Annotated in this window: 17 protein-coding genes; 3 read left to right on the top strand and 14 right to left on the bottom strand. The window is 36.7% G+C overall.

Annotated elements, in window-relative coordinates; all coding sequences use genetic code 11:
* Window positions 1-75: 75 nt before the first annotated feature.
* The 6 genes from rluF to ACQ76T_RS01395 all read right to left on the bottom strand — a co-directional run bounded on the left by rluF (window position 76) and on the right by ACQ76T_RS01395 (window position 4,262).
* Window positions 76-798 (bottom strand): 23S rRNA pseudouridine(2604) synthase RluF, encoded by a 723-nt coding sequence (gene rluF, locus ACQ76T_RS01420; protein ID WP_431341570.1) that lies wholly within the window; start codon window positions 796-798, stop codon window positions 76-78.
* Window positions 798-1,376: a hypothetical protein gene (locus tag ACQ76T_RS01415; RefSeq protein WP_431341569.1), complete on the bottom strand. Its 579-nt coding sequence runs from the start codon at window positions 1,374-1,376 to the stop codon at window positions 798-800. The genes rluF and ACQ76T_RS01415 overlap by 1 nt, the downstream gene beginning before the upstream one ends.
* A 59-nt stretch (window positions 1,377-1,435) precedes the next feature.
* A complete protein-coding gene (truB, locus tag ACQ76T_RS01410; protein ID WP_431341568.1) occupies window positions 1,436-2,134 on the bottom strand; it encodes a tRNA pseudouridine(55) synthase TruB in 699 nt (232 codons plus the stop codon).
* A gap of 18 nt (window positions 2,135-2,152) precedes the next feature.
* Window positions 2,153-2,971, bottom strand: a complete 819-nt coding sequence (locus ACQ76T_RS01405; protein ID WP_431341567.1) for an undecaprenyl-diphosphate phosphatase — start codon at window positions 2,969-2,971, stop codon at window positions 2,153-2,155.
* Window positions 2,972-3,063: 92 nt separating this feature from the next.
* Window positions 3,064-3,360, bottom strand: a complete 297-nt coding sequence (locus tag ACQ76T_RS01400) for a DUF3098 domain-containing protein (RefSeq protein WP_431341566.1) — start codon at window positions 3,358-3,360, stop codon at window positions 3,064-3,066.
* 2 nt (window positions 3,361-3,362) lie between these two features.
* On the bottom strand, window positions 3,363-4,262 hold the full coding sequence (locus ACQ76T_RS01395) for a cell division protein FtsX (protein WP_431341565.1): 900 nt from the start codon (window positions 4,260-4,262) through the stop codon (window positions 3,363-3,365).
* Window positions 4,263-4,353: 91 nt separating this feature from the next.
* On the opposite strand from ACQ76T_RS01395, the gene rsmA reads away from it, so the two are divergent.
* The gene (rsmA, locus tag ACQ76T_RS01390) at window positions 4,354-5,124 is read left to right on the top strand and encodes a 16S rRNA (adenine(1518)-N(6)/adenine(1519)-N(6))-dimethyltransferase RsmA (protein WP_431341564.1); all 771 of its coding nucleotides are present in this window, start codon (window positions 4,354-4,356) and stop codon (window positions 5,122-5,124) included.
* Between the two features lie 163 nt (window positions 5,125-5,287).
* On the opposite strand, the gene ACQ76T_RS01385 is transcribed toward rsmA, so the two are convergent.
* The 8 genes from ACQ76T_RS01385 to ACQ76T_RS01350 form a co-directional block, all read right to left on the bottom strand.
* Complete coding sequence (locus ACQ76T_RS01385) at window positions 5,288-7,654, bottom strand: choice-of-anchor L domain-containing protein (protein ID WP_431341563.1); 2,367 nt, start codon at window positions 7,652-7,654, stop codon at window positions 5,288-5,290.
* A 350-nt stretch (window positions 7,655-8,004) separates the two neighbouring features.
* Window positions 8,005-11,610: a choice-of-anchor L domain-containing protein gene (locus ACQ76T_RS01380; RefSeq protein WP_431341562.1), complete on the bottom strand. Its 3,606-nt coding sequence runs from the start codon at window positions 11,608-11,610 to the stop codon at window positions 8,005-8,007.
* Window positions 11,611-11,779: 169 nt separating this feature from the next.
* Window positions 11,780-14,137 (bottom strand): choice-of-anchor L domain-containing protein, encoded by a 2,358-nt coding sequence (locus tag ACQ76T_RS01375; protein WP_431341561.1) that lies wholly within the window; start codon window positions 14,135-14,137, stop codon window positions 11,780-11,782.
* Between the two features lie 218 nt (window positions 14,138-14,355).
* Window positions 14,356-14,913, bottom strand: a complete 558-nt coding sequence (locus ACQ76T_RS01370; RefSeq protein ID WP_422691479.1) for a hypothetical protein — start codon at window positions 14,911-14,913, stop codon at window positions 14,356-14,358.
* 15 nt (window positions 14,914-14,928) lie between these two features.
* A complete protein-coding gene (locus ACQ76T_RS01365; RefSeq protein ID WP_431341560.1) occupies window positions 14,929-15,699 on the bottom strand; it encodes a TIGR02757 family protein in 771 nt (256 codons plus the stop codon).
* A gap of 7 nt (window positions 15,700-15,706) precedes the next feature.
* Window positions 15,707-16,621 (bottom strand): ribonuclease Z, encoded by a 915-nt coding sequence (locus tag ACQ76T_RS01360; protein ID WP_431341559.1) that lies wholly within the window; start codon window positions 16,619-16,621, stop codon window positions 15,707-15,709.
* A 68-nt stretch (window positions 16,622-16,689) separates the two neighbouring features.
* Window positions 16,690-17,265 (bottom strand): RdgB/HAM1 family non-canonical purine NTP pyrophosphatase, encoded by a 576-nt coding sequence (rdgB, locus tag ACQ76T_RS01355; RefSeq protein ID WP_431341558.1) that lies wholly within the window; start codon window positions 17,263-17,265, stop codon window positions 16,690-16,692.
* A 42-nt stretch (window positions 17,266-17,307) separates the two neighbouring features.
* Window positions 17,308-18,138, bottom strand: a complete 831-nt coding sequence (locus ACQ76T_RS01350) for a CPBP family intramembrane glutamic endopeptidase (RefSeq protein ID WP_431341557.1) — start codon at window positions 18,136-18,138, stop codon at window positions 17,308-17,310.
* Window positions 18,139-18,245: 107 nt separating this feature from the next.
* Between ACQ76T_RS01350 and ACQ76T_RS01345 the strand changes: the two genes are divergently transcribed.
* The gene (locus ACQ76T_RS01345; RefSeq protein WP_431341556.1) at window positions 18,246-18,950 is read left to right on the top strand and encodes a hypothetical protein; all 705 of its coding nucleotides are present in this window, start codon (window positions 18,246-18,248) and stop codon (window positions 18,948-18,950) included.
* Window position 18,951: 1 nt separating this feature from the next.
* On the top strand, window positions 18,952-19,662 hold the full coding sequence (locus tag ACQ76T_RS01340; RefSeq protein WP_431341555.1) for a hypothetical protein: 711 nt from the start codon (window positions 18,952-18,954) through the stop codon (window positions 19,660-19,662).
* Window positions 19,663-19,827 lie beyond the last annotated feature (165 nt).

Raw genomic sequence — 19,827 nt, 5'->3', positions numbered from 1 at the left:
TCATTAATAACAACAGACAAAAAATAAGCAGGAAATATTTCCTGCTTATTTTTTATAACTTAAAATTAAATAATCTTAATCGGTTGTTTTACTTGAATCTGTAAGTAAATTGGTCAATGCATTCAATTCTTCATTGGTTAAATCTCGCCATTTTCCGATGGGAAGATCCAATTTGATATTCATAATACGGATCCTTTTCAGCTTTTTCACCTCGTATCCAAGATGTTCACACATTCTACGGATCTGTCTATTGAGCCCTTGCGTAAGAACAATTCTGAAATTCATTTCATCAATTTTTTCCACCTCGCATTTTTTGGTTACGGTATCCAAAATAGGAACTCCATTTCTCATTTTTTCAAGAAATCTTGGCGTAATCGGCTTATCTACCCGTACCAGATATTCTTTTTCGTGATTATTTCTGGCTCTAAGAATTTTATTTACGATATCACCATCACTGGTTAGAAGAATCAAGCCTTCACTGGGTTTATCAAGCCTTCCGATTGGAAAAATCCTTTTTGGATGATTAATATAGTCTACGATATTGTTTTTTTCACGTTTTGTATCGGTAGTACAAACAATTCCAACCGGCTTGTTGAAAGCAATATATATAGGTTTTTCTTGAAGTTCACGAATGGGTTTTCCATCGACTTCCACAAGATCATCATCAGAAATTTTGGTTCCCAATTCGGGAATTTTTCCATTAATTTTAATTCTGCCTTCTTCTAGCAATTTATCGGCTGCTCTTCTAGAACAGTATCCTACTTCTGATAAATATTTATTGATACGTGTCTTTTCCATTAGTCTATCCCGTAACCGGTATAATTTTTATTACTAAATACTGTAATTCCATAGCTCAATCCTATGAACGCTCCATTGTCACCATTTTTCAGATGATGGGATTCAAAAACCAAACCTCCTTCCTGGCTTAATCTTTTTGAATAAGAAACCTGCATTCCAATTTTTCCTCCCCAAAATTCTGTGTCTGAAACGGCAGAACGATTAAGCTGTTTTCCATAATTAAGATCTATGAAAAAAGGGCGGTCACCAGGTGAAAAAATGATTTTCGGCTGAATAACCCAATAGATCAGATGATAATTGTCCTGGGCAAAGCTATATTTGAATCCTGTTCCTATCGCAAAATTAGGAAGAAAATGATATCCTCCTATCGCCGTCACTCCATAGGTAAATTTACCTAATAATGGCTTAGATTCAATATATTGCGAATGGGAACTTTCATTTCTTTTATTAATATTAAAACCTACACTGAGAGAGGGATTAAAATAAAAATCCATTTTCGGTTTTTTCTGTTCCGTATCCTGAGCAAATACCTTACACAATGCCAATACTGTAAGGAGCATGGATAATTTTGTTTTCATGGTATTTTAAGTTTATCTTTATTGTTTAACTATTGTAAAGAATAAAAGATGAAATGTGATTATAAATTTTCGAATCTAAATTCATTATTTAAAAACTGATCAGTCGCATTTTCAATCGCATAGTCCCCGATTTTTGTACGTCTCAATTGGGTAAGATATGCTCCAACTCCCAATTCCTGACCGATATCATGAGCAAGGCTTCGAATATAGGTTCCTTTTGAACATCCTACAGTAAAACTTACTAAAGGAAAATTGATGGTAATATCTTTAATGTAATGGATGGTTGTTTTTCTGGATTTCATCTCCACTTCCTCTCCTGCTCTTGCAAGATTGTAAGCTCTTTCGCCATCAATCTTTATGGCAGAATAAATGGGAGGTTTCTGTTCAATTTCTCCGACAAATTTCTCTAAAGCTTCTTTTACCTGATCTTCTGAAATATGGGTGATATCCTGATGAAGGATTTCCGGTTTCTCAGTATCGTAAGATTCAGTCTGTACCCCGATTTTGATCTCTGTCCAGTATTCTTTAGGAGCATCCTGAATTTCGGGAATCTTTTTGGTAAATTTTCCGCAACAAACGATCAAAAGTCCTGTTGCTCTGGGATCCAGTGTTCCTGCATGCCCAATTTTAAATTTTTTAGGAAGATTGAATTCCCTTTTAAGTTTATATTTCATTTTATTGACAGCCTGGAAGGAAGTCCAGTCCAATGGCTTATCTAATAAAAATATGTGTCCTGATTGTAGATCTTCAGCGGTCATGAATGAATAAGTGTTCTTTTATTTAAAGAAGTAAAAATAGATTAGCAAAGCCACTCCCACAAAAATACGATACCATCCCCAAGGTTTGAAACCATATTTATTCAGCACTCCAATAAATGCTTTGATGGCGATAAGAGCAACGATAAATGCCACTACATTTCCTACGATAAAGATCATAATATGATCCTGTGATGCCATGATCATTTCATATCCTTTCTGTGGATTGGGAGTTTCTTTACCCCAGGTTTTAACAAAAACAGAATAAACAGTTACCGCTAACATGGTAGGAACTGCAAGAAAGAAAGAAAACTCTGCAGCCGCTTTTCTTGTAAGCCCCTGTGTCATCCCTCCAATGATAGATGCCGCACTACGGCTAGTTCCCGGCATCATTGCAAGACACTGCCAAAATCCAATAGTGACTGCCTTTTTGATGGTAATTCCTTTTTCGTCATCAATTTTAGGATTTTTAAACCACTTATCGGCAAACAGCAAAACAATCCCTCCCAGTACCAATACTGAAGAAATAGCAATCTGATTTCCAAGAACAGCCTCAATTTTATCATCAAATAAATATCCTAAAATCAACGCAGGAACTACTGCAAAAGCCAGTTTAAAGTAAAACTGAATATTATTTAAATCAAAAAACTTTTTCCAGTAAGCCACTAAAACTGATAAAATAGCACCAAACTGAATAGAAACCTGAAACATTTTTAAAAATTCAGTTTCTTCCAGCCCCATAAGGTTTGCAGTGAATCCCATGTGTGCGGTAGAGGAAATCGGAAGATATTCTGTAAGCCCCTCTATAATGGCAATAATAATTGCTTTGATTAAATCCATATTCTTTTAAAAAATTAAAAGATTAAGAGATTCTGAAATCTAGCAGATATACTACACTTCATAATCTCTTAATCTCTAAATGTAAAATTTATTTATTTTCTTTTTAAGATAGCATACACTTCTATTGCAAAACCAATTACAACAAAAAGAGGAGCTATTCTGATCCTTCTGATAGAGAAGATGTCATCATTCCATGAGTTGGGATCCAATTTACCGTCTATCGTATTGGCATCCGGTCCCATCATCAGGAGAAACCCTACCACGATGAAAGCCAACCCGATCAGCATCCATTTGAAGTTCTGCTGTCCGAAATAAAATGTGTTTTCCTGTGGTACTTCTGCTTCTTTTCCAAAATCTGAAGCAGAAAGTTTATTTGTTTTTTTACTCATTATTAAGAATAGTATAAATCGTCAACGTTTGATTTTAAGAATCTCCATGTAGCGAAAATTGTACTTAAGACAGAAATGAAAATTCCTACTCCCAGTACCAGAACTACCAGCCAGAAATATTGATTATTATCCGGTACGAATGCCGAACCAATCTGACTTGTGAAGTAATACCAAACTCCACCTAATGCAATAAGTCCTATTACGGAACCTATGGCTCCTAAAATAATAGCTTCTACAATAAACGGCTTAAGGATGAATCTTCTTTTTGCGCCAACTAACTGCATGGTTTTAATGATAAATCTCTTGGAAAATATTTTCAGACGGATGGAATTGTTAATCAATACCACTGCCAATACCAAAAACAGAATTGAAAATCCTAAGATCCACTTTAAGATTCTGCTTAGGTTATTATATACATCCACCATCAAAGTACTGTCATTCTTCACATCTATAATTCCCGGAACGGATTTGATGACTTTGATTGCTTCGTCAATTTTTGTAGGATCTACGTATTCAGGCTTTAAAGCAATTTCAATGGATGAAGGGAAAATATTTTCTTCAAATAAAGCATCGCTGTCAATACCCATACTTCTTTTAGCTTCTTTGGCAGCCATTGCTCTGGAAATATAGGTTGCCTTTTTTACAGGAGCCAACATCTGTACTTGTTTAAAAGTTTCGTCCTCTAGTTTTGCAATTTTAATAGAGTCTTTAGCATCATAGTTTTCATCAAAATAGGCATTTACTACCAATTGTTCTTTGATGTAGTCGGAATACTTTTGGGCATTAATTAAAATAAGCCCCATTAATCCCAACAAAAACAGCACTAAAGCAATACTTATCACTACCGTAATATTGCTGGACCGAAGCCTTTTCTTATTAAATTCATCTACAGATTTAGCCATTAATATTAAAATTTTTGGCTAAAATAGAAAAAAACTTCCGAAATTTGGGACGAAATAAAGAAAATCATTGTTAATAAAATCATAAAAAACTTTGAGTGTAAAAGCAAAAAAACATCTTGGTCAGCACTTCCTGACAGATGAAAATATCGCAAGAAAAATCGTAGAAGGTCTTAGTTTTGAGAACTATAATAACATCATGGAAGTAGGTCCCGGAATGGGGGTTCTTACCAAATATCTTTTCGAAAAGGAACAGAACATTTATCTTGCAGAGATAGATACGGAATCTATTGAATACCTGAAAAAGAACTATTCGAGAGCAACAGAAAATACTTTTGTAGGTGATTTTCTGAAGCAGGATTTCAATTTTATTAAAGATGAGCAGATTGCCATCATTGGTAATTTCCCCTACAATATTTCTTCGCAGATCTTATTCAAGATTGTAGATTATTATGAGCAGATCCCTGAGATGGTAGGAATGTTCCAGAAGGAAGTAGCTGAAAGAACTGCTGCGGTACCCAGAACTAAAGACTATGGTATTCTATCTGTCCTGATTCAGGCGTATTACGATGTATCGTATATGTTTACCGTTCATGAGAATGTATTCAATCCGCCTCCTAAAGTAAAATCGGGAGTTATCAGACTGACAAGAAATCCTAAAGAAGGTTTAGCAGGTAATGAAATACTTTTTAAGCAGATTGTAAAGGCAGGTTTCAACCAAAGAAGAAAAAAGCTTTCTAATGCATTGAAAATATTGAACATTCCGGAAGCGCTGAAAGGTCATGAGTTTTTAGACAAAAGAGCAGAAGAACTGAGTGTAACAGATTTCATCGGTTTTGCTAATCTTTGGAAAGAAAATCAATAATCCATTTGTAACCGAAAAGGCTTTATCAGCCATTAGGTTCATCATTAATAAAAAGAGGCTGTTCTACCTATGTTCAGTCTCTTTTTTAGTATTACATCGGAACAAAACAAAACCGGCTGTCTCATTTCTGAGACAGCCGGTTTATTATTATACATTATCAATATTAATTTCTATTTTTCAGCATAATCCATCCGGACCAGTTCATTTGAGCTTTTGATTTCGGGTATTCAAAATTAAATTTATACCAGTATGTTGCGGTAGGCAATCTCTTCCCTCCTACTGTTCCGTCCCAAATAGGAGTGTCTTTTGAGAATCTGAACATTTCTACTCCATATCTGTCATAGATAGAACCTGTAAAGTTTTTGAATTGTCCAAATGATTTAAGATCCAGCACATCATTGATTCCGTCTTCGTTTGGAGTAATGATATTGTTGATCTGCAGAGTAAAGAAGTCTAAGGAACCAATACAGTGCGTTCCTACTCTTCTTACTAAAACAGTATAATTGGTATTATCTAAAAGATTGGAAAATACGTTTGAATCCTGCCACGTGATTCCGTTATCAATTGAATATTCCAAAGTGCTTGGTAAATTATTCATTGGCGGATTTTCTGCAGTAATCGTTACGGTCTTTTTGATGCTTTCATAGTTTAGACCTGTTACAAAAGGAGTTGCTGCTCCCATTACTTTGGCTTCAAAAATCTTTTTACAGAAACCGTTATCAATTTCTACAGAATAAATTCCCCACTGATCTACATCTATTTTCTGAGTAGTTGCTCCTGTACTCCAAAGGTATTTAAATCCTGGGCCTGCGCCTGCATCAAGAGTCACTTTATCTCCTACACATATTTCAACGTCTTTAAGCGGTGAGGTGATTTCAGGAGTAACTTCAATTCTTATGGTTGCAGGGTTCAAAGATTTACAACCTTTTGTTCCCAATGCATATACTGTAAATGTTGTTGTTTGATATAGAGTAACGGTCTGCATATTTCCGGTTCCCAGGAAATTGCTCCATTCGTAAGTATCACCTCCTTCAGCAGTAAGTGTTACCGATTCTCCCGGACATATTTTTATTCTTGAAGATTTTACTTTAGCTGTTGGGGTTGTTTCTTTTAGTAGCTTCAGTTCAACCATTTTGCTACAGAAACCACCGTTTGAAACAACTACATAAAGGATTTGTCCGTCGTTTCCATTATAATTTAAAGGGGTTTGGATATAATTTCCATTTTGTGCAATGGCATCTGCCTGATTTACATAGAATTTAAAGATAGCTCCAGGTGTAGGGCTTATGAGCGGCATCACTGTACTTAAATCGAAAGTGGTAATATCCGGTGTGGTACAAAGCAGCAAAGTAGCATCCTGAGCCTGTGGTGTAGTTCCACCATGAATCTGTATGGAAGCTTTACCCGGACATGGGTTCCCAGGAACACTTACTTCAATAGTATAAGTACCTGGTTGGGTTGCTGTAATGGAATTGGTAGTCGCATTAGGTACTACGGCTCCATTAAAATACCATTGATATACTAAGTTAGGATCACTTACAGAAGCTGTAATCACCTGAGGTACATTATCACATACGTTAATATCTGAAGGAAGTTTTGCTCCTGAAGGATCTAAAAGATCAACTCCAATGTTGAAAGATCCTCCTTCCAAAAATACAGCAGAGTCATAGCTATGGTCATTATAATCTGCAATTACCATTTTAAAATGATACTGCTGACCTGCCACTACAGTAGCTGTTGCTGTAAGTGGAATAGTTCTACCGTTAAAATTTGTTTCTACGTTTGCTGTGTTATATCCTGCAAAATATTGTTCGTTCACCGCCCCACAAGTTGTTCCAATGGCCGGGTGAATGTTGGTAATACTTACCGGTCCTGCTCCGTTTGGCAGTACAGCCATGTTTACATAAGGTCCTCCCGCAGTTGGTCTAAGTAATATCGCAAAAGCATCCGCATAATTACAAGGGAAAGTACTTGTATATTCTTCGGAAGCAATCAAATAATTAAATTTAATCTGAGAGGTCGTAGGTACGAAATCGAATTCCAGAAGTACGGCATCATACAAATTAACTTCAGGTACTCCGATAGCCTGTGCCAGATCGGGATCAGACCCTCCTCCATTGCTATCTCCAAGAGTACCGGCTTCAAGAGAATTACCTGCTCTTCTGGCATATCCTGTAGAAAGTATCAAACCATCTTTAAAAGGAAAGTTAGTTGTAGCCTTATGAAAATATCCCCATGCTCTGTCTGCATTGGTAGGTGCATGATTCGGGGTAATTTTTACGTTGCTTACATTGGGAGTCAAACAAGTATTGGTTCCTGAAGAGATCAATACATCTTTTACCATCTTTTCTATTGTAAAACTACTTGCGGGATACGCAGGTGAATTCACATCAATAAAAGCCCCTGCTCTTCGAGACATTGCCGATGTAGGTTCTTTTACACCTTTTCGGGGGTACGTAGGTTGATTTTGTGAGAATAATAGATTAGAGATGACGGTAAAAAATAAACAAAGCGGTAGAAATCTTGACATAATATTTTTGTTTCAACAAATTTAATTTTTTTTTAAATATACCACACACATATTCATTATTTTTACAATAAAAATATAAAAACACAATACTCTTAAGAGAAATTCTTATTAACAAAACTCATTTCAGTAAAATACAGATAGCACAATACCCTCCAAAATGTTCAATATTTAATAAAAATAGTCTTCATTTCGTAATAATTTAAATTTCCAAGATTCTACGTTTTCTATTCAAAAACGAAATTTTTATAGAAAATATTATCCTATTATGTTTCTCTTCATTTATAACATAACATCATACATAAAAACAAAAAAAAAATCTTTCATTTCTGAAAGATTTTTTGTCTATTTATTTAATTTCTGTTTTTCAATAATATCCAACCTGACCGTTGTTCCATTTTCTTGCTTGCAGGATTTTCCCACTGCACTCTATACCAATATGTACCGGTTGGCAGATTGATTCCTTTTAGCGATCCTCTCCATATAACATCTCCTTTTCCGGCTTTAAATACCTCAGCTCCATATCTATCAAAAATAGAAGCAGCAAAGTCTTTATATCCGCTAATTCCTGTGAAGTCTATGGTATCATTTACACCATCCATATTCGGAGTGATTGCATTACTGATCACCAATGTGAAATAATCCAGTGTAGTTCCACATTTTGCTCCTTTCACTCTCACCATCAGACTATACATTGTATTATTTAAGATACCGTAAAATACATTAGATCCCTGCCACGTCAATCCATTATCTATAGAGTATTCTAATATACCACCTGTCGGATTACTCGAGGTAACTGTAAGAATATGATTATCATACACCACATTCGTAAATTGTGGAAGATCCGGGTTAATAATCTGAGCGGAGAATGTCTTAGAACATACGCCATTACTTATTGTTACAGAGTACGTTCCAGGCACATTCGTAGTTATGGATTGGGTGGTTGCTCCCGTATTCCACAAATAAGTATAGTTTGGTCCCGGCCCGGCATCCAGTGTCCCATTATCTCCTGAACACACATACACATCCTGCATTGTGGAAACAATAGCCGGAACAACTTCAATTTTAATAGTGGCAGGATCCAGAGAGCTACATCCATTCCCTCCCAACGCATATACTGAATATACCGTAGTTGTTGTAGGTGTTACCACCTGAGTATTACCATTCCCGGTAAGACCGATCCAATTATAAGTAACTCCTCCAGTAGCAGTAATGGTAACAGATTCTCCTGCACAAATCTTGGATTTAGAGGCTGCAATTCCTGCAATTGGCGGACCTACCTGAACCGTAACGGTTGCAGGTGTTGCAGAAATACATCCATTAGCTCCCACCGCATATACGGTATATACAGTTGTAGTGGTTGGAGAAACTACCTGAGTGCTTCCATTTCCGGTAAGACCACCTCCCCAGTTATACGTCACCCCGCCTGAAGCAGTAAGAGTAACTGATTCTCCTTCACAGATACGAGGTTGAGATGAAACCAATGCTGCAATTGGCTTTACCTTATCTTCCAATACTGTTACATTCATCGTATAAGTACAGCTTAGATTTCCTGGTTGAGAAATATTGGTTACTGTCAGAGTATAAACTCCGCCTGCGCTTACAATTGGGGTAAGTGTATTAGCCCCTGAAACAAAAGTTCCTCCAGTCGTAGTCCATGCAATGGTAGAGCCTGTTGGTATTACAGATGCAGAGGCATTGATGGTTACCTGAGGTGTTGTACACGTAATAGTTGGAACCGCTGCGGCTGTTAATGTCGTTTCTGCAGTCTTTATCAATTGCAGAGAGACTACGTAGCTACAACCGCCATTGCTTGCCAATACATAAATAGTTTGGTTTGTCGGTGGAGCATATGTGGTAGGATTGTTTATAAAATTACCATTGGCAGCATTGGCATCCGCCTGATTAATATAGTAAGTAAACGTAACTCCCGTAGCAGAAGTAATCTGAGTTTCAACTTCTGTAAGGTTAAAAGTTAATCCCGGCTGATAGCATTTATGCAATACCGCATTTTGAGCTGTAAAAGGTTCTGATACCTGAATTGTTATTGTACCTGGGTTTTGAGATACGCATCCATTAGCTCCAACGGCTGTTACAGTATAAGTAGTTGTAGTGGTTGGTGATACGGTTTGTGTATTTCCATTTCCCGGAAGGCCCACCCAGTTGTACGTCACTCCTCCTGAAGCCGTAAGGATAACAGATTCGCCTTTACATATTTTTATTTTACTCGCTGTAATTCCTGAAACCGGTGGTGCACTGTCGCCTGTAACAGTAACGTTTGCTACGGATGTACAGTTTACATTCCCCGGCTGATAAGTCTGAGCGATAGTTAAAGTATATGTTCCCGGAGCATTAATAACCGGTGTTAAAGTATTTCCTCCCGAAACAATATTCCCTCCTGTGGTAGTCCATGTGAAAGTAGATCCCGCAGGATAAACTGAAGCAGATGCATTCAGTGTGGTTTGAGAACTGGCACAGGTAAGTATTGGTGGCGGCACAATAGAAGCTGTCATCTGCGGAGCTTTTACCAGCTGCAACTGTACTACTTTTGAACAAAAACCATTTCTTACTCTTACATATATTGTCTGTCCCCCAGGGTTTGAGTAAGCCGTAGGTGTAGGAATGGTATTCGCATTACCTGCCAGAGCATCTGCCTGTGTCAGATAATAGGAAAATACAGCACCCGGCGTCGTACTTATTGCAGGTTGTGCTAAAGGTAAATTAAACGTTGCATTTCCAGGAGCATAACAGGCCGTTAATGTTGCATTCTGAGCAGTAGGGGTTGTTCCTCCAACGATGGTAACGGAAGCTTCTCCAGGACAGCTGTTTCCTACAATATACACTTTAACGGTGTAGGTACCTGGCTGTGTTGCAGTATAACTTGCATTTGTCGCTCCTTGAATAGGAGTGGTTCCTAAAAACCATTGATAAGTAACATTCGTAGACTGTACAGAAGCTGTAAAAGTCTGTGGAGCATTATCACATACATTAATAGAAGCCGGTAGCTGAGCTCCGGATGCATCTAAAATATTCACTCCCAGATCAAAGGATCCTCCATCAAAAAATACGGCAGAATCAAAACTTGAGTCATCATAATCTGCCAGTACAATTTTGAAGTGGTAAGTCTGTCCCGGTATAACGGTAGCTTTTGCCGTTAAGGGAACAGTACGCCCATCAAAGTTTGTTTCAATATGCGCAGTGTTTATCCCTCCAAAATAAGCTTGATTCACCGCGGCACAACCTGCAGAGTTTCCGGCAGGAATTGTTGGGTGAATATTCGTTACACTTACAGGTCCTGCTCCTCCAGGAAGTACTGCCAGATTCGTATAGGTAGGATCACCAGCTTTTTTCAGCAATAATGCAAAACCATCTGTAATTCTACAAGGAAACTGGTAGTTGGGATCATATTCTTTTGAAGCGAATAAATAACGGAATGCAATTTCATTAGAAACCGCCACAAAATCGAACTCTATATACGTGGCATCTTTTAACCTGTTATTATTAATTCCTAAAGCGTTGGCAAGATCAATATCTCCTGCAGTTCCCAAGTCGTCACTTAAGTTGGGCTGATAAACATTTCCTGCTTTATTAACGTATCCTGTTGAAAGCACTACTCCTTTAGCAAAAGGAAAATTGGTTGAAGCTTTGTTAAAATATCCCCAGCTCCTATTTGGATTGGACGCCGCTAAATTGGGCGATACCACAACATTACTTATACTGGAAGAAACACAGGTTCCTCCGGAAATAAGAGAATTCTTTATCAACTGTTCAATATTGTAACTGGACTCAGGATAGCTTGCAGCATTAACATCGATAAAAGCCCCCGCCCTCATTGCTGAAGAAGAAGGTCTCTTTGTATTAATTAAGCGTGATCTGTCCTGACCCTGACCCAGGATAAAATTCCCGATAAAGGCGAAAAACAATATTAAAAATAAATTTCCTATCCTCCTATTTAACATTTTATATTATTTTAAACAAAAATACTATTTTTTTTAATTAAAATTCAACTTAACATAATTTACATTATTACTAATGTAAATTTATTTATCGTAGAATATCAACTCTATTTATTCTAATAAAATAAAAAAAGACTGACAATACCGCCAGTCTTTCAATTATAGTTTAAAATCACTCTAAATTCTTAAGTAATATCCAACCTGTTTTCACAGTAAGCTGTTTACTGGCCGGATCTTCAAAGGTTACCTGATACCAGTATGATGAAGTAGGAAGCTTCTTGCCCTGGAAATACCCGTCCCAATATGGTCGAATCTTTTGTGCCTTGAAAACTTCTTTTCCATAACGGTCGAAAACCTGCCCACTGAAGTCTTTATAATCTATAACACCACTGAAGTCTATGATATCGTTGATATTATCTCCATTCGGTGTAATTACATTTTTCATAACGAATGTAAAATATTCAAGAAAGCCCACACAGCTTGTATATTTTACCCGTACTCTAATGGCGATTACCTTATTTTTAGGAACATTATTGAATGTATTCGAAGATTGCCATGTCACTCCATTATCAATTGAGTATTCCAATATTCCGTTACTAGGATTGCTTGCGGTAAGGATCATGGTTCCTTTTTCGTTATAATCCACTTTGGTTACCTCAGGAATAACCGCCTGAATCACCTGTGTTTTGAAAGCTTTTGAACAAACTCCATTGCTGATCGTTACCGTATATTCTCCCGAAGTACTGGCTGTAATCGTCTGAGTTGTTTCTCCGGTATTCCATTCGTAAGTATATCCAGGACCTGATCCTGCATCCAGAACAATTTTATCTCCTTTACAAATATGTCCTCCTTTTAATGTAGAAACAATAGCAGGTACAACCTCAATAGTAACACGAACGGGTTGTAAAGATTTACATCCTTGAGCTCCTATTGCATATACGGTATAAGTGGTTGTTTTAGTAGGACTCACTGTTCTTATTCCTCCGGTGCTTGAAGTGTCAGACCACTCGTAGGTTACTCCTCCGGAAGCGGTTAACAATGCCGATTCACCCACACATATTTTCAGTTTTGAAGCAATAAGCTGCGTTGTTGGAGTTTCTTCCTTTCTTAAAGTCAGCTTTGCAATTCTGCTACAAAATGCACCATTTGAAACGAAAACATAGAGCACCTGTCCATCTGTTCCGTTATAGGCAGTAAGATTCGTAATAAAACTGTTATTTTGAGCTACAGCATCTGCCTGGTTTAGGTAAAAACGAAATACAGCCCCTGGTGTAGTACTTATTAAAGGTTTAGCATTTTCTAAATTAAAAGTTGTAATGGTAGGCGTTGTACAAAGCTTCATCACCGCATCCTGTACGGTAGGACTTGTTCCTCCTACCACGGTAATCGTAGCCTCGCTCGGACACTGATTTCCTGGTACCATTACTTTTACAGTATATACGCCCGGTTGAGTCGCAATATACACTGCACTGGTTGCTCCCGGAATGGCTACTCCGTCTTTATACCATTGGAAGGTCATTCCCGGAATTGCTGCTACCTGAGCTTTCAACGGCTTCGGTGTATTGTCACACATATTGATACTGCCTGGTAAAACAGTACCAGCTTCATCCACAATTTTAATCCCTACATCAAAAGATCCTCCTTCCAGGAAAACAGCAGAGTCGTGGGAAGGGTCTTTTGCATCGGCCAATACCATTTTAAAATGGTAGGTTTGCCCAGGGATAACATCTGCCACAGCCGTAAGAGGAGTTGTTCTTCCAAAATAATTAGTAACCAAATGCGGGCTTGTCAGTGCGCCAAAATAAGTGGCATTAATGGGTCCGCATGAGAATCCATTTCCAGAAGGAACAATATTGGTTGCACTCACGGGGCCTGCACCGCCTGGTAATATCGCAAGATTGGTATAAGTAGGATCTCCTACTTTCTTTAATAAAAGAGCAAATGCATCGGAATATCCAAGACATGGATAGTTCGAAGTATATTCATCCGAAGCAAATATGTAATTAAATTTAACCTGATTAGAATTAGGTACAAAATCAAACTCCAGAGCTACCGCGTCTGTTAAACTTACAGTTGCACCCGTAGCCGTTACCAGATCCGGATCACTTCCTGTTCCTACAGATGCTCCTACTCCGGCAATGTAGCTGTTTCCCGCTTCCGAAGCTTTACCGGTTGTGAGAACAATTCCATCGGTAAAAGGAAAGTTTGTAGTTCCTTTATGAAAGTATCCCCAGAATCTATCACTATTGCCAACATCATGATTAGGAGAAACTGTAACGTTTGTCACATTGGCAGTAGAACAGTTTGTACCGCCATTGATCAGAATATTCTTCACCAGCTGCTCAGGTGTATAGCTTGACGGTGTATAAGAAGCTACATTAACATCTATAAACGCTCCGGCTCTAAGACTGGCAGTGGAAGGCCTTATCTTTTCCGTTTTTCTGGCAGGTGTTCTTTGAGAAAACACAGAAACAGAGGCCAACAAAAAGGAAAAAAAGAAAAAATAGTTTTTTACTCTATAATTAAACATTTTATTTTCGTTTGCTCAAATGTAGCGAATTTATCTTAATCATTTTAATTCAAAATAGCCTTTCTGTTTATTTTTTAATAAATATTAGCAGTAAATGTTTTTTATTATTACATTATTCATAAATTAATAGATTAAATTTCAGGAATAAAAAAAACAGACCAAAAAATGATCTGCTTTTATGTTTTTGTTTAAATAAAATATCTTCAAAGGTTGATTTTCTATTCTTCCTCTTTTTTTAATTGGTCAATTTCATTCTGAAGCTGAGAGATAATATCCTTCAAAGCCTTGATTTCATTCTTATTAGAATTCACGTTGCTTTTAAGAATTACATTCTTTGCCCTTTCATTATGATCTTCTTCTTCCTCTTCTTCATTGATCTCTTCAATATCTTCCTGGATATCTTCAATATCTTCATTGATCTCTTCTATATCCTCGCTGATCTCTTCTATATCTTCACTGATCTCCTCAATATCTTCCTGAATGTCTTCAATATCTTCACTGATCTCCTCAATATCCTCCTGAATATCTTCAATTTTCTCGTGGCTCTTGTTTACGGACATCTGAATAAAAATAGCCAGATAGATCGCCTCCAGAGAAAGTACTGTCGTGAGGATCAGAAGCATCTTATCAAACTCCACCAGTTTTACCATAGGGAGCAGAAATGAGGTAAGAAAAAGCAGGGTATGCACGATAAGCGACTGAATAGAGCCAATCCATGAGGTGATGCTGTCTGCTATTTTTTCAAGTATTTCTCCTTTTTCATTATATTTTCTCATCCTTCGTTTTATTTTTTACAACAGTTCTTTGGTAACTCCTAATCCAAATAATGCAAAATCGTATTTTGCAGGGTCTTTTTCATCAAACTTGCGGATAGCCACATCCAATTCCTCCACTGTTTTCCAGTCATTCTGTGTTCTTGACACCAATCCCAGCTTTCTGGAGATATTTCCCGTATGAACATCTAAAGGAATAGAAAGATGTTTCTGATCTATATTTTCCCAAATTCCAAAATCTACTCCACGTTTATCTTTCCGAACCATCCATCTGAGAAACATAATGATCCTTTTGGCGGAAGAGTTTTTATGAGGCGAACTGATATGTTTATGACTTCGGTGTTTTTCAGTTTCGAGGAAGTTTGTTCTGAATCTTTCTATAGCGTATAAAAAATTTGTTTCCTGTTCTTTTACTTCAAATAAAGTTTCCAGACTTTCATTTTCTTTGTAAATTCTGCCAAACTGCTTAATGAAGTAGGAAAAATCTTCACCGTTAAAAGTCCTGTGAATGCTTTTATCCTGAATTGGTTTCAAATCTTTTTCTGAATGGTTCAGTACAAAATCATAGGGTGAATTTCCCATGATATCCAGCATTTTCTCAGCAGATTTGATGATCGATTTTCTGTTTCCCCATGAAATAGTAGCCGCCAGAAAACCGGCAATTTCAATATCCTGTTTTAGAGCAAAACGGTGCGGAATCTGGATCGGGTCATTTTCAATAAAATCTGGCGAGTTGTACTGATCTGCTTTCTCGTCAAGAAAACTTCTTAGTTCTTCAAATTTCAGCATATTCTTTTCAAATCTTTACACTTTCCAAAGCCTTTGGCAGGAATGAGTTGGGGAAAATATTTCGTGCTTCATCGGTAAACACGGTCAGGTCTGCATATCTGTTGGAAAAATGTCCGAGAATAAGTTTTCCAACCTCAGCTTTCTGCGCTATTGTTGCCGCTTCCAAGGCAGTCGTATGTCCCGTATAATCGGCCATTTCTTTAAGATCATGTAAAAATGTTGATTCATGATAGAGAACCGTAGCATTTTTAATAATCGGAATGACACTTTCAAGATAACGGGTATCACTACAGAAAGCATACGATACAGAAGGTGCTGGTTCTATGGTCAGAACTTCATTTTTCAAAACATAGCCATCGCTCAGTACAAAATCTTTCCCTGCTTTTATGTTGTGATAATCGCAGGTTTCAATTTCGCTGTATTTGGCAATTTCCTTCATATTAATATGTCTGTCTTTCGGTTTTTCTTTAAACAAATAACCGTTGCAATAGATTCTGTGATCTAAAGGAATTGTATATACTTCTACTCTATTATCTTCATAGATCTTTTCTGAATAATCTTTATCCAGTTCGTGGTATACCACTTCAAAACCACGATGGGTTTCCGTAATCTGGAAGATGGTCTCCATCATTTTCTTAATTCCTTTCGGCCCATATACATGTAAGGGATTCTCTCTTCCTAACAGGCGGAAAGAAGCAATAAGCCCTGGAAGTCCGAAACAGTGATCACCATGAAGGTGAGATATAAATATATGGTTGATTTTTGAAAATCTTGCTTTTGCCTTTCTCAGCTGCACCTGCGTGCCTTCCCCACAATCGATCAGGAAATGTCTTTCTTCCATTTCCAGCAGTTGCGCTGTAGGAGAAGAATTAATGGTCGGAATGGCTGAGTTAAAGCCTAATATCGTTAAATAAGTACTCAAATCAATAGTTTATTGTAACAAATGTACGACAGAAAATCTAAATGGATATTTTACCTTTATAATAAAACTCAATCTGTCACTTTTAAAAAATCCATGAATAGGTCCAAAGCCTGTTTACGGTGGCTGATTTTGTTTTTATCTTCCGGATTCATTTCGGCAAAAGTTTTTTCGTATCCCTGAGGAACAAAAATAGGATCATAACCGAAACCTTTGAATCCTTTATTCTCCGTTAATAAATTCCCATAGACTCTGCCTTCAAAATACTGTGCTCCATTTTCATCATAATAACATAAAACGGTAATGAAATAGGCTTTTCGGTTTTCGATTCCCTGCATTTCTTCCAATACTTTTTCTATGTTTTTAGCAAAATCATGATCGCCGGCATAACGGGCTGAGAATATTCCGGGTCTGCCGTCCAGAGATTCTACCACCAAACCGCTATCGTCTCCTAAACTTGGAATTCCTGTTTTTTCGAAACAATATTTTGCTTTGATCAGGGCATTCGCGTTGAATGAGTCTCCGTCTTCTACAATTTCTTCGTGAATATTGTAGTCGGTAAGACTTTTCACCACACATTCATTTCCCAGAATCTGTTGAATTTCCTCTTTTTTATGTTCGTTGTGTGTAGCTACTAATAATTCCATTTCTATATTCATTTTCAATTTTACTTTTTCTATTTTGAGCGTTTACAGCTCTGCGTAATGCACTTTATACTTTTTCATAAAAAGATAATAAAATACTGAAAAAAGGACAATTCCGATTGCCAATATCAGCCATTCTGAAACTTTAAAAGCCTGTGCAAAACTTTCATTTTTACCATAAATAACCAATAATGAAAGGGTCAAATTATTAAATCCATGCAGCAGCATTGGCATCAATAATGACTTTGTTTTATGATAAACTAATCCTAACACGCAACCTAGCATTACTGCACTGATAAACTGCCATGGATTTCCATGAACCACTCCAAAGATGATGGATGCATATAAAATGGCCTTCCATGGTTCTACTCCCTTATTAATCAATCCTTTTTGAATGATTCCTCTGAAGATAATTTCTTCAAAAATTGAGGCCATAATAACGGTCATGATCAGCATAATCACCGGATCGTCGGTAAGCTGGCTCATCAATCGGGTAAAATACTCATAAAAATCTCCAAAGAAAGGACCTGTAGTGGGAATCTGCGCAGTAATAAACTCCGAAATAAACATCATCCCAATCATCATGGGAAAAATAAGGAGATAGGTATAAAAATTAACAGACGAAAAGTTGAAGTTAAGCTTCATGTTCGTAGTACGTCTTACAATGAAGAAGTCGAAAAAGGCGATTGCCGTAAGAAATCCTACAGAATTGGCAACCATTAGAAACCATTCTTTAATTTCAAGATTTTCTTTGAAAACAACTTTCCAAAAAGTGCTGAATAAAGAAACCGCCATTGTTCCAGCGAATAATCCAACCACCAAAACAACACCGCCAATCCATGTGAAGGTAAACTTCGGATATTTGCTATTTTCCATCCTTTCTCTGTAAAAGTTTATAGAAACAAAGATAATTTTTTTGACTGCTACAGGCAACTAAAAAAGGAATTTCTTATTTTCGTTACCTGATCCATGAACCTCACAAAATGAATACTAAATCTCCATTTCAAAGGATTGAGTCTACCACTAACCTATTTGCAACTGTTCTTCTGTATGCACTTTACATTGTTCTGGGTATTTCCTTCATTTTCCTTTTTGTTTTAGGACCAGTTTACGGAATTTATAAAAGAGGATTTGAAGCCATGCTTTCTACGACTTTGATTTGCTGGGGACTTTCATTGCTGATTCTAATTCCTACAACTCGCTATTATATCATCAAAAGAAAAAAACTTGCTCATAAAATTGTCGTGGATGAAACGGGCATTGTATATTACAATTCAAAAAATGAAATAACAGATCAGATATTGTACTCAGAACTTCGGCCTTCAAAACAAAATTTTGATATTTACACCGTAAATCCGGTAGGATCAGGAATTGTTCCCATGACTGAAGTGACTTTACAACAGGAAAAAAACGAGGAAACGGTAAAACGTATTGATATGAATCTTCCTCTTACAATCATTAAAAATAAGTTTACGCTTTATGCTCAATTTCTCTATGGAATTACCCTTTTTCGACCAGATTTAAAGATAGATCCAACGACCTTCCGCGTTTATTCTATTGATACAGCAACATGGAAAGTTAATAACAAAGGGGTTTCACAAGGAGGTTGGCTTGTAATTTTGGCGGCACTTATTATTACCGCATTAATCATCGGATTTGTTTTTTTATTATCTGAAACCAAGAATTAATATGATTGAAAAATTTCCAGCAATAGAATCAAAAGCCAACAAACCATTAACCTATTTTTTTCTGGGGATGATATGGTTCGCCATCATTGCAATCCTTTCGGTTATTGGGTTTATTTTTGAGAATATTTATGATCATTTCAAATATTATGTAAAAAACGACCTGGGTATTTTTATATTATTTATTCTTGCGCTATTTCTTCTCCTATTTTGCTGTGTTGCCCTTATCATGTCTGTAACATTTAGAAAAAAACAAAAGCCAAGAAGAGTGATTGTAGATGAAAAAGGAGCCACTTTTTACAACAACCGAAATACCATCATTGAAACCATATTGTATCGTGATCTTCAATCTGCTAAAAATCAATCCGACGATGTATATGTTTATAATACACAGAGCGTAAGATATCCTAAAACCACTTTACATATTTATCTGAAAAATATAAAAGATGAAATCATCTTCACAAGTGTTGATTTCAATTTTGAAATGACTATTCTGGATAACCAATATGATCTGTATCGTCATTTTCTAAAAGGTGTTCAACGGTTTCGTCCAGATCTGAAGATAAGCCAACAAACCATTGATCAATATTATCTTACCTCAGAACCTCCTAAAAGTACATTTGGAGTGTTTGAATATTTCATGACGGCTTTTTTTCTGTTAATCATTTTAGCAGTGATCTATGCTTTTTTCATTATTATACGATCTCTTCTTTAAACAACCGTCAAACCGTGTCAAGGTTTAAAACCTTGACACGGTTTGATTCATTTTGAGAATTTATCTAATCTATCTTCTCAAGTACTCAAACTTACCTCTCCACAGCCTATAAAACCTAATTCATATTTTATTTGAAAACCTCGTAAAAAATCCCGATTTTTGCAA

The sequence above is a fragment of the Chryseobacterium sp. JK1 genome (assembly GCF_050632815.1).
Taxonomy (GTDB): Bacteria; Bacteroidota; Bacteroidia; order Flavobacteriales; family Weeksellaceae; genus Chryseobacterium.
The sequence above is the reverse complement of the archived record's forward strand: the minus strand, read 5'-3'. Positions and strand labels throughout refer to the sequence as shown.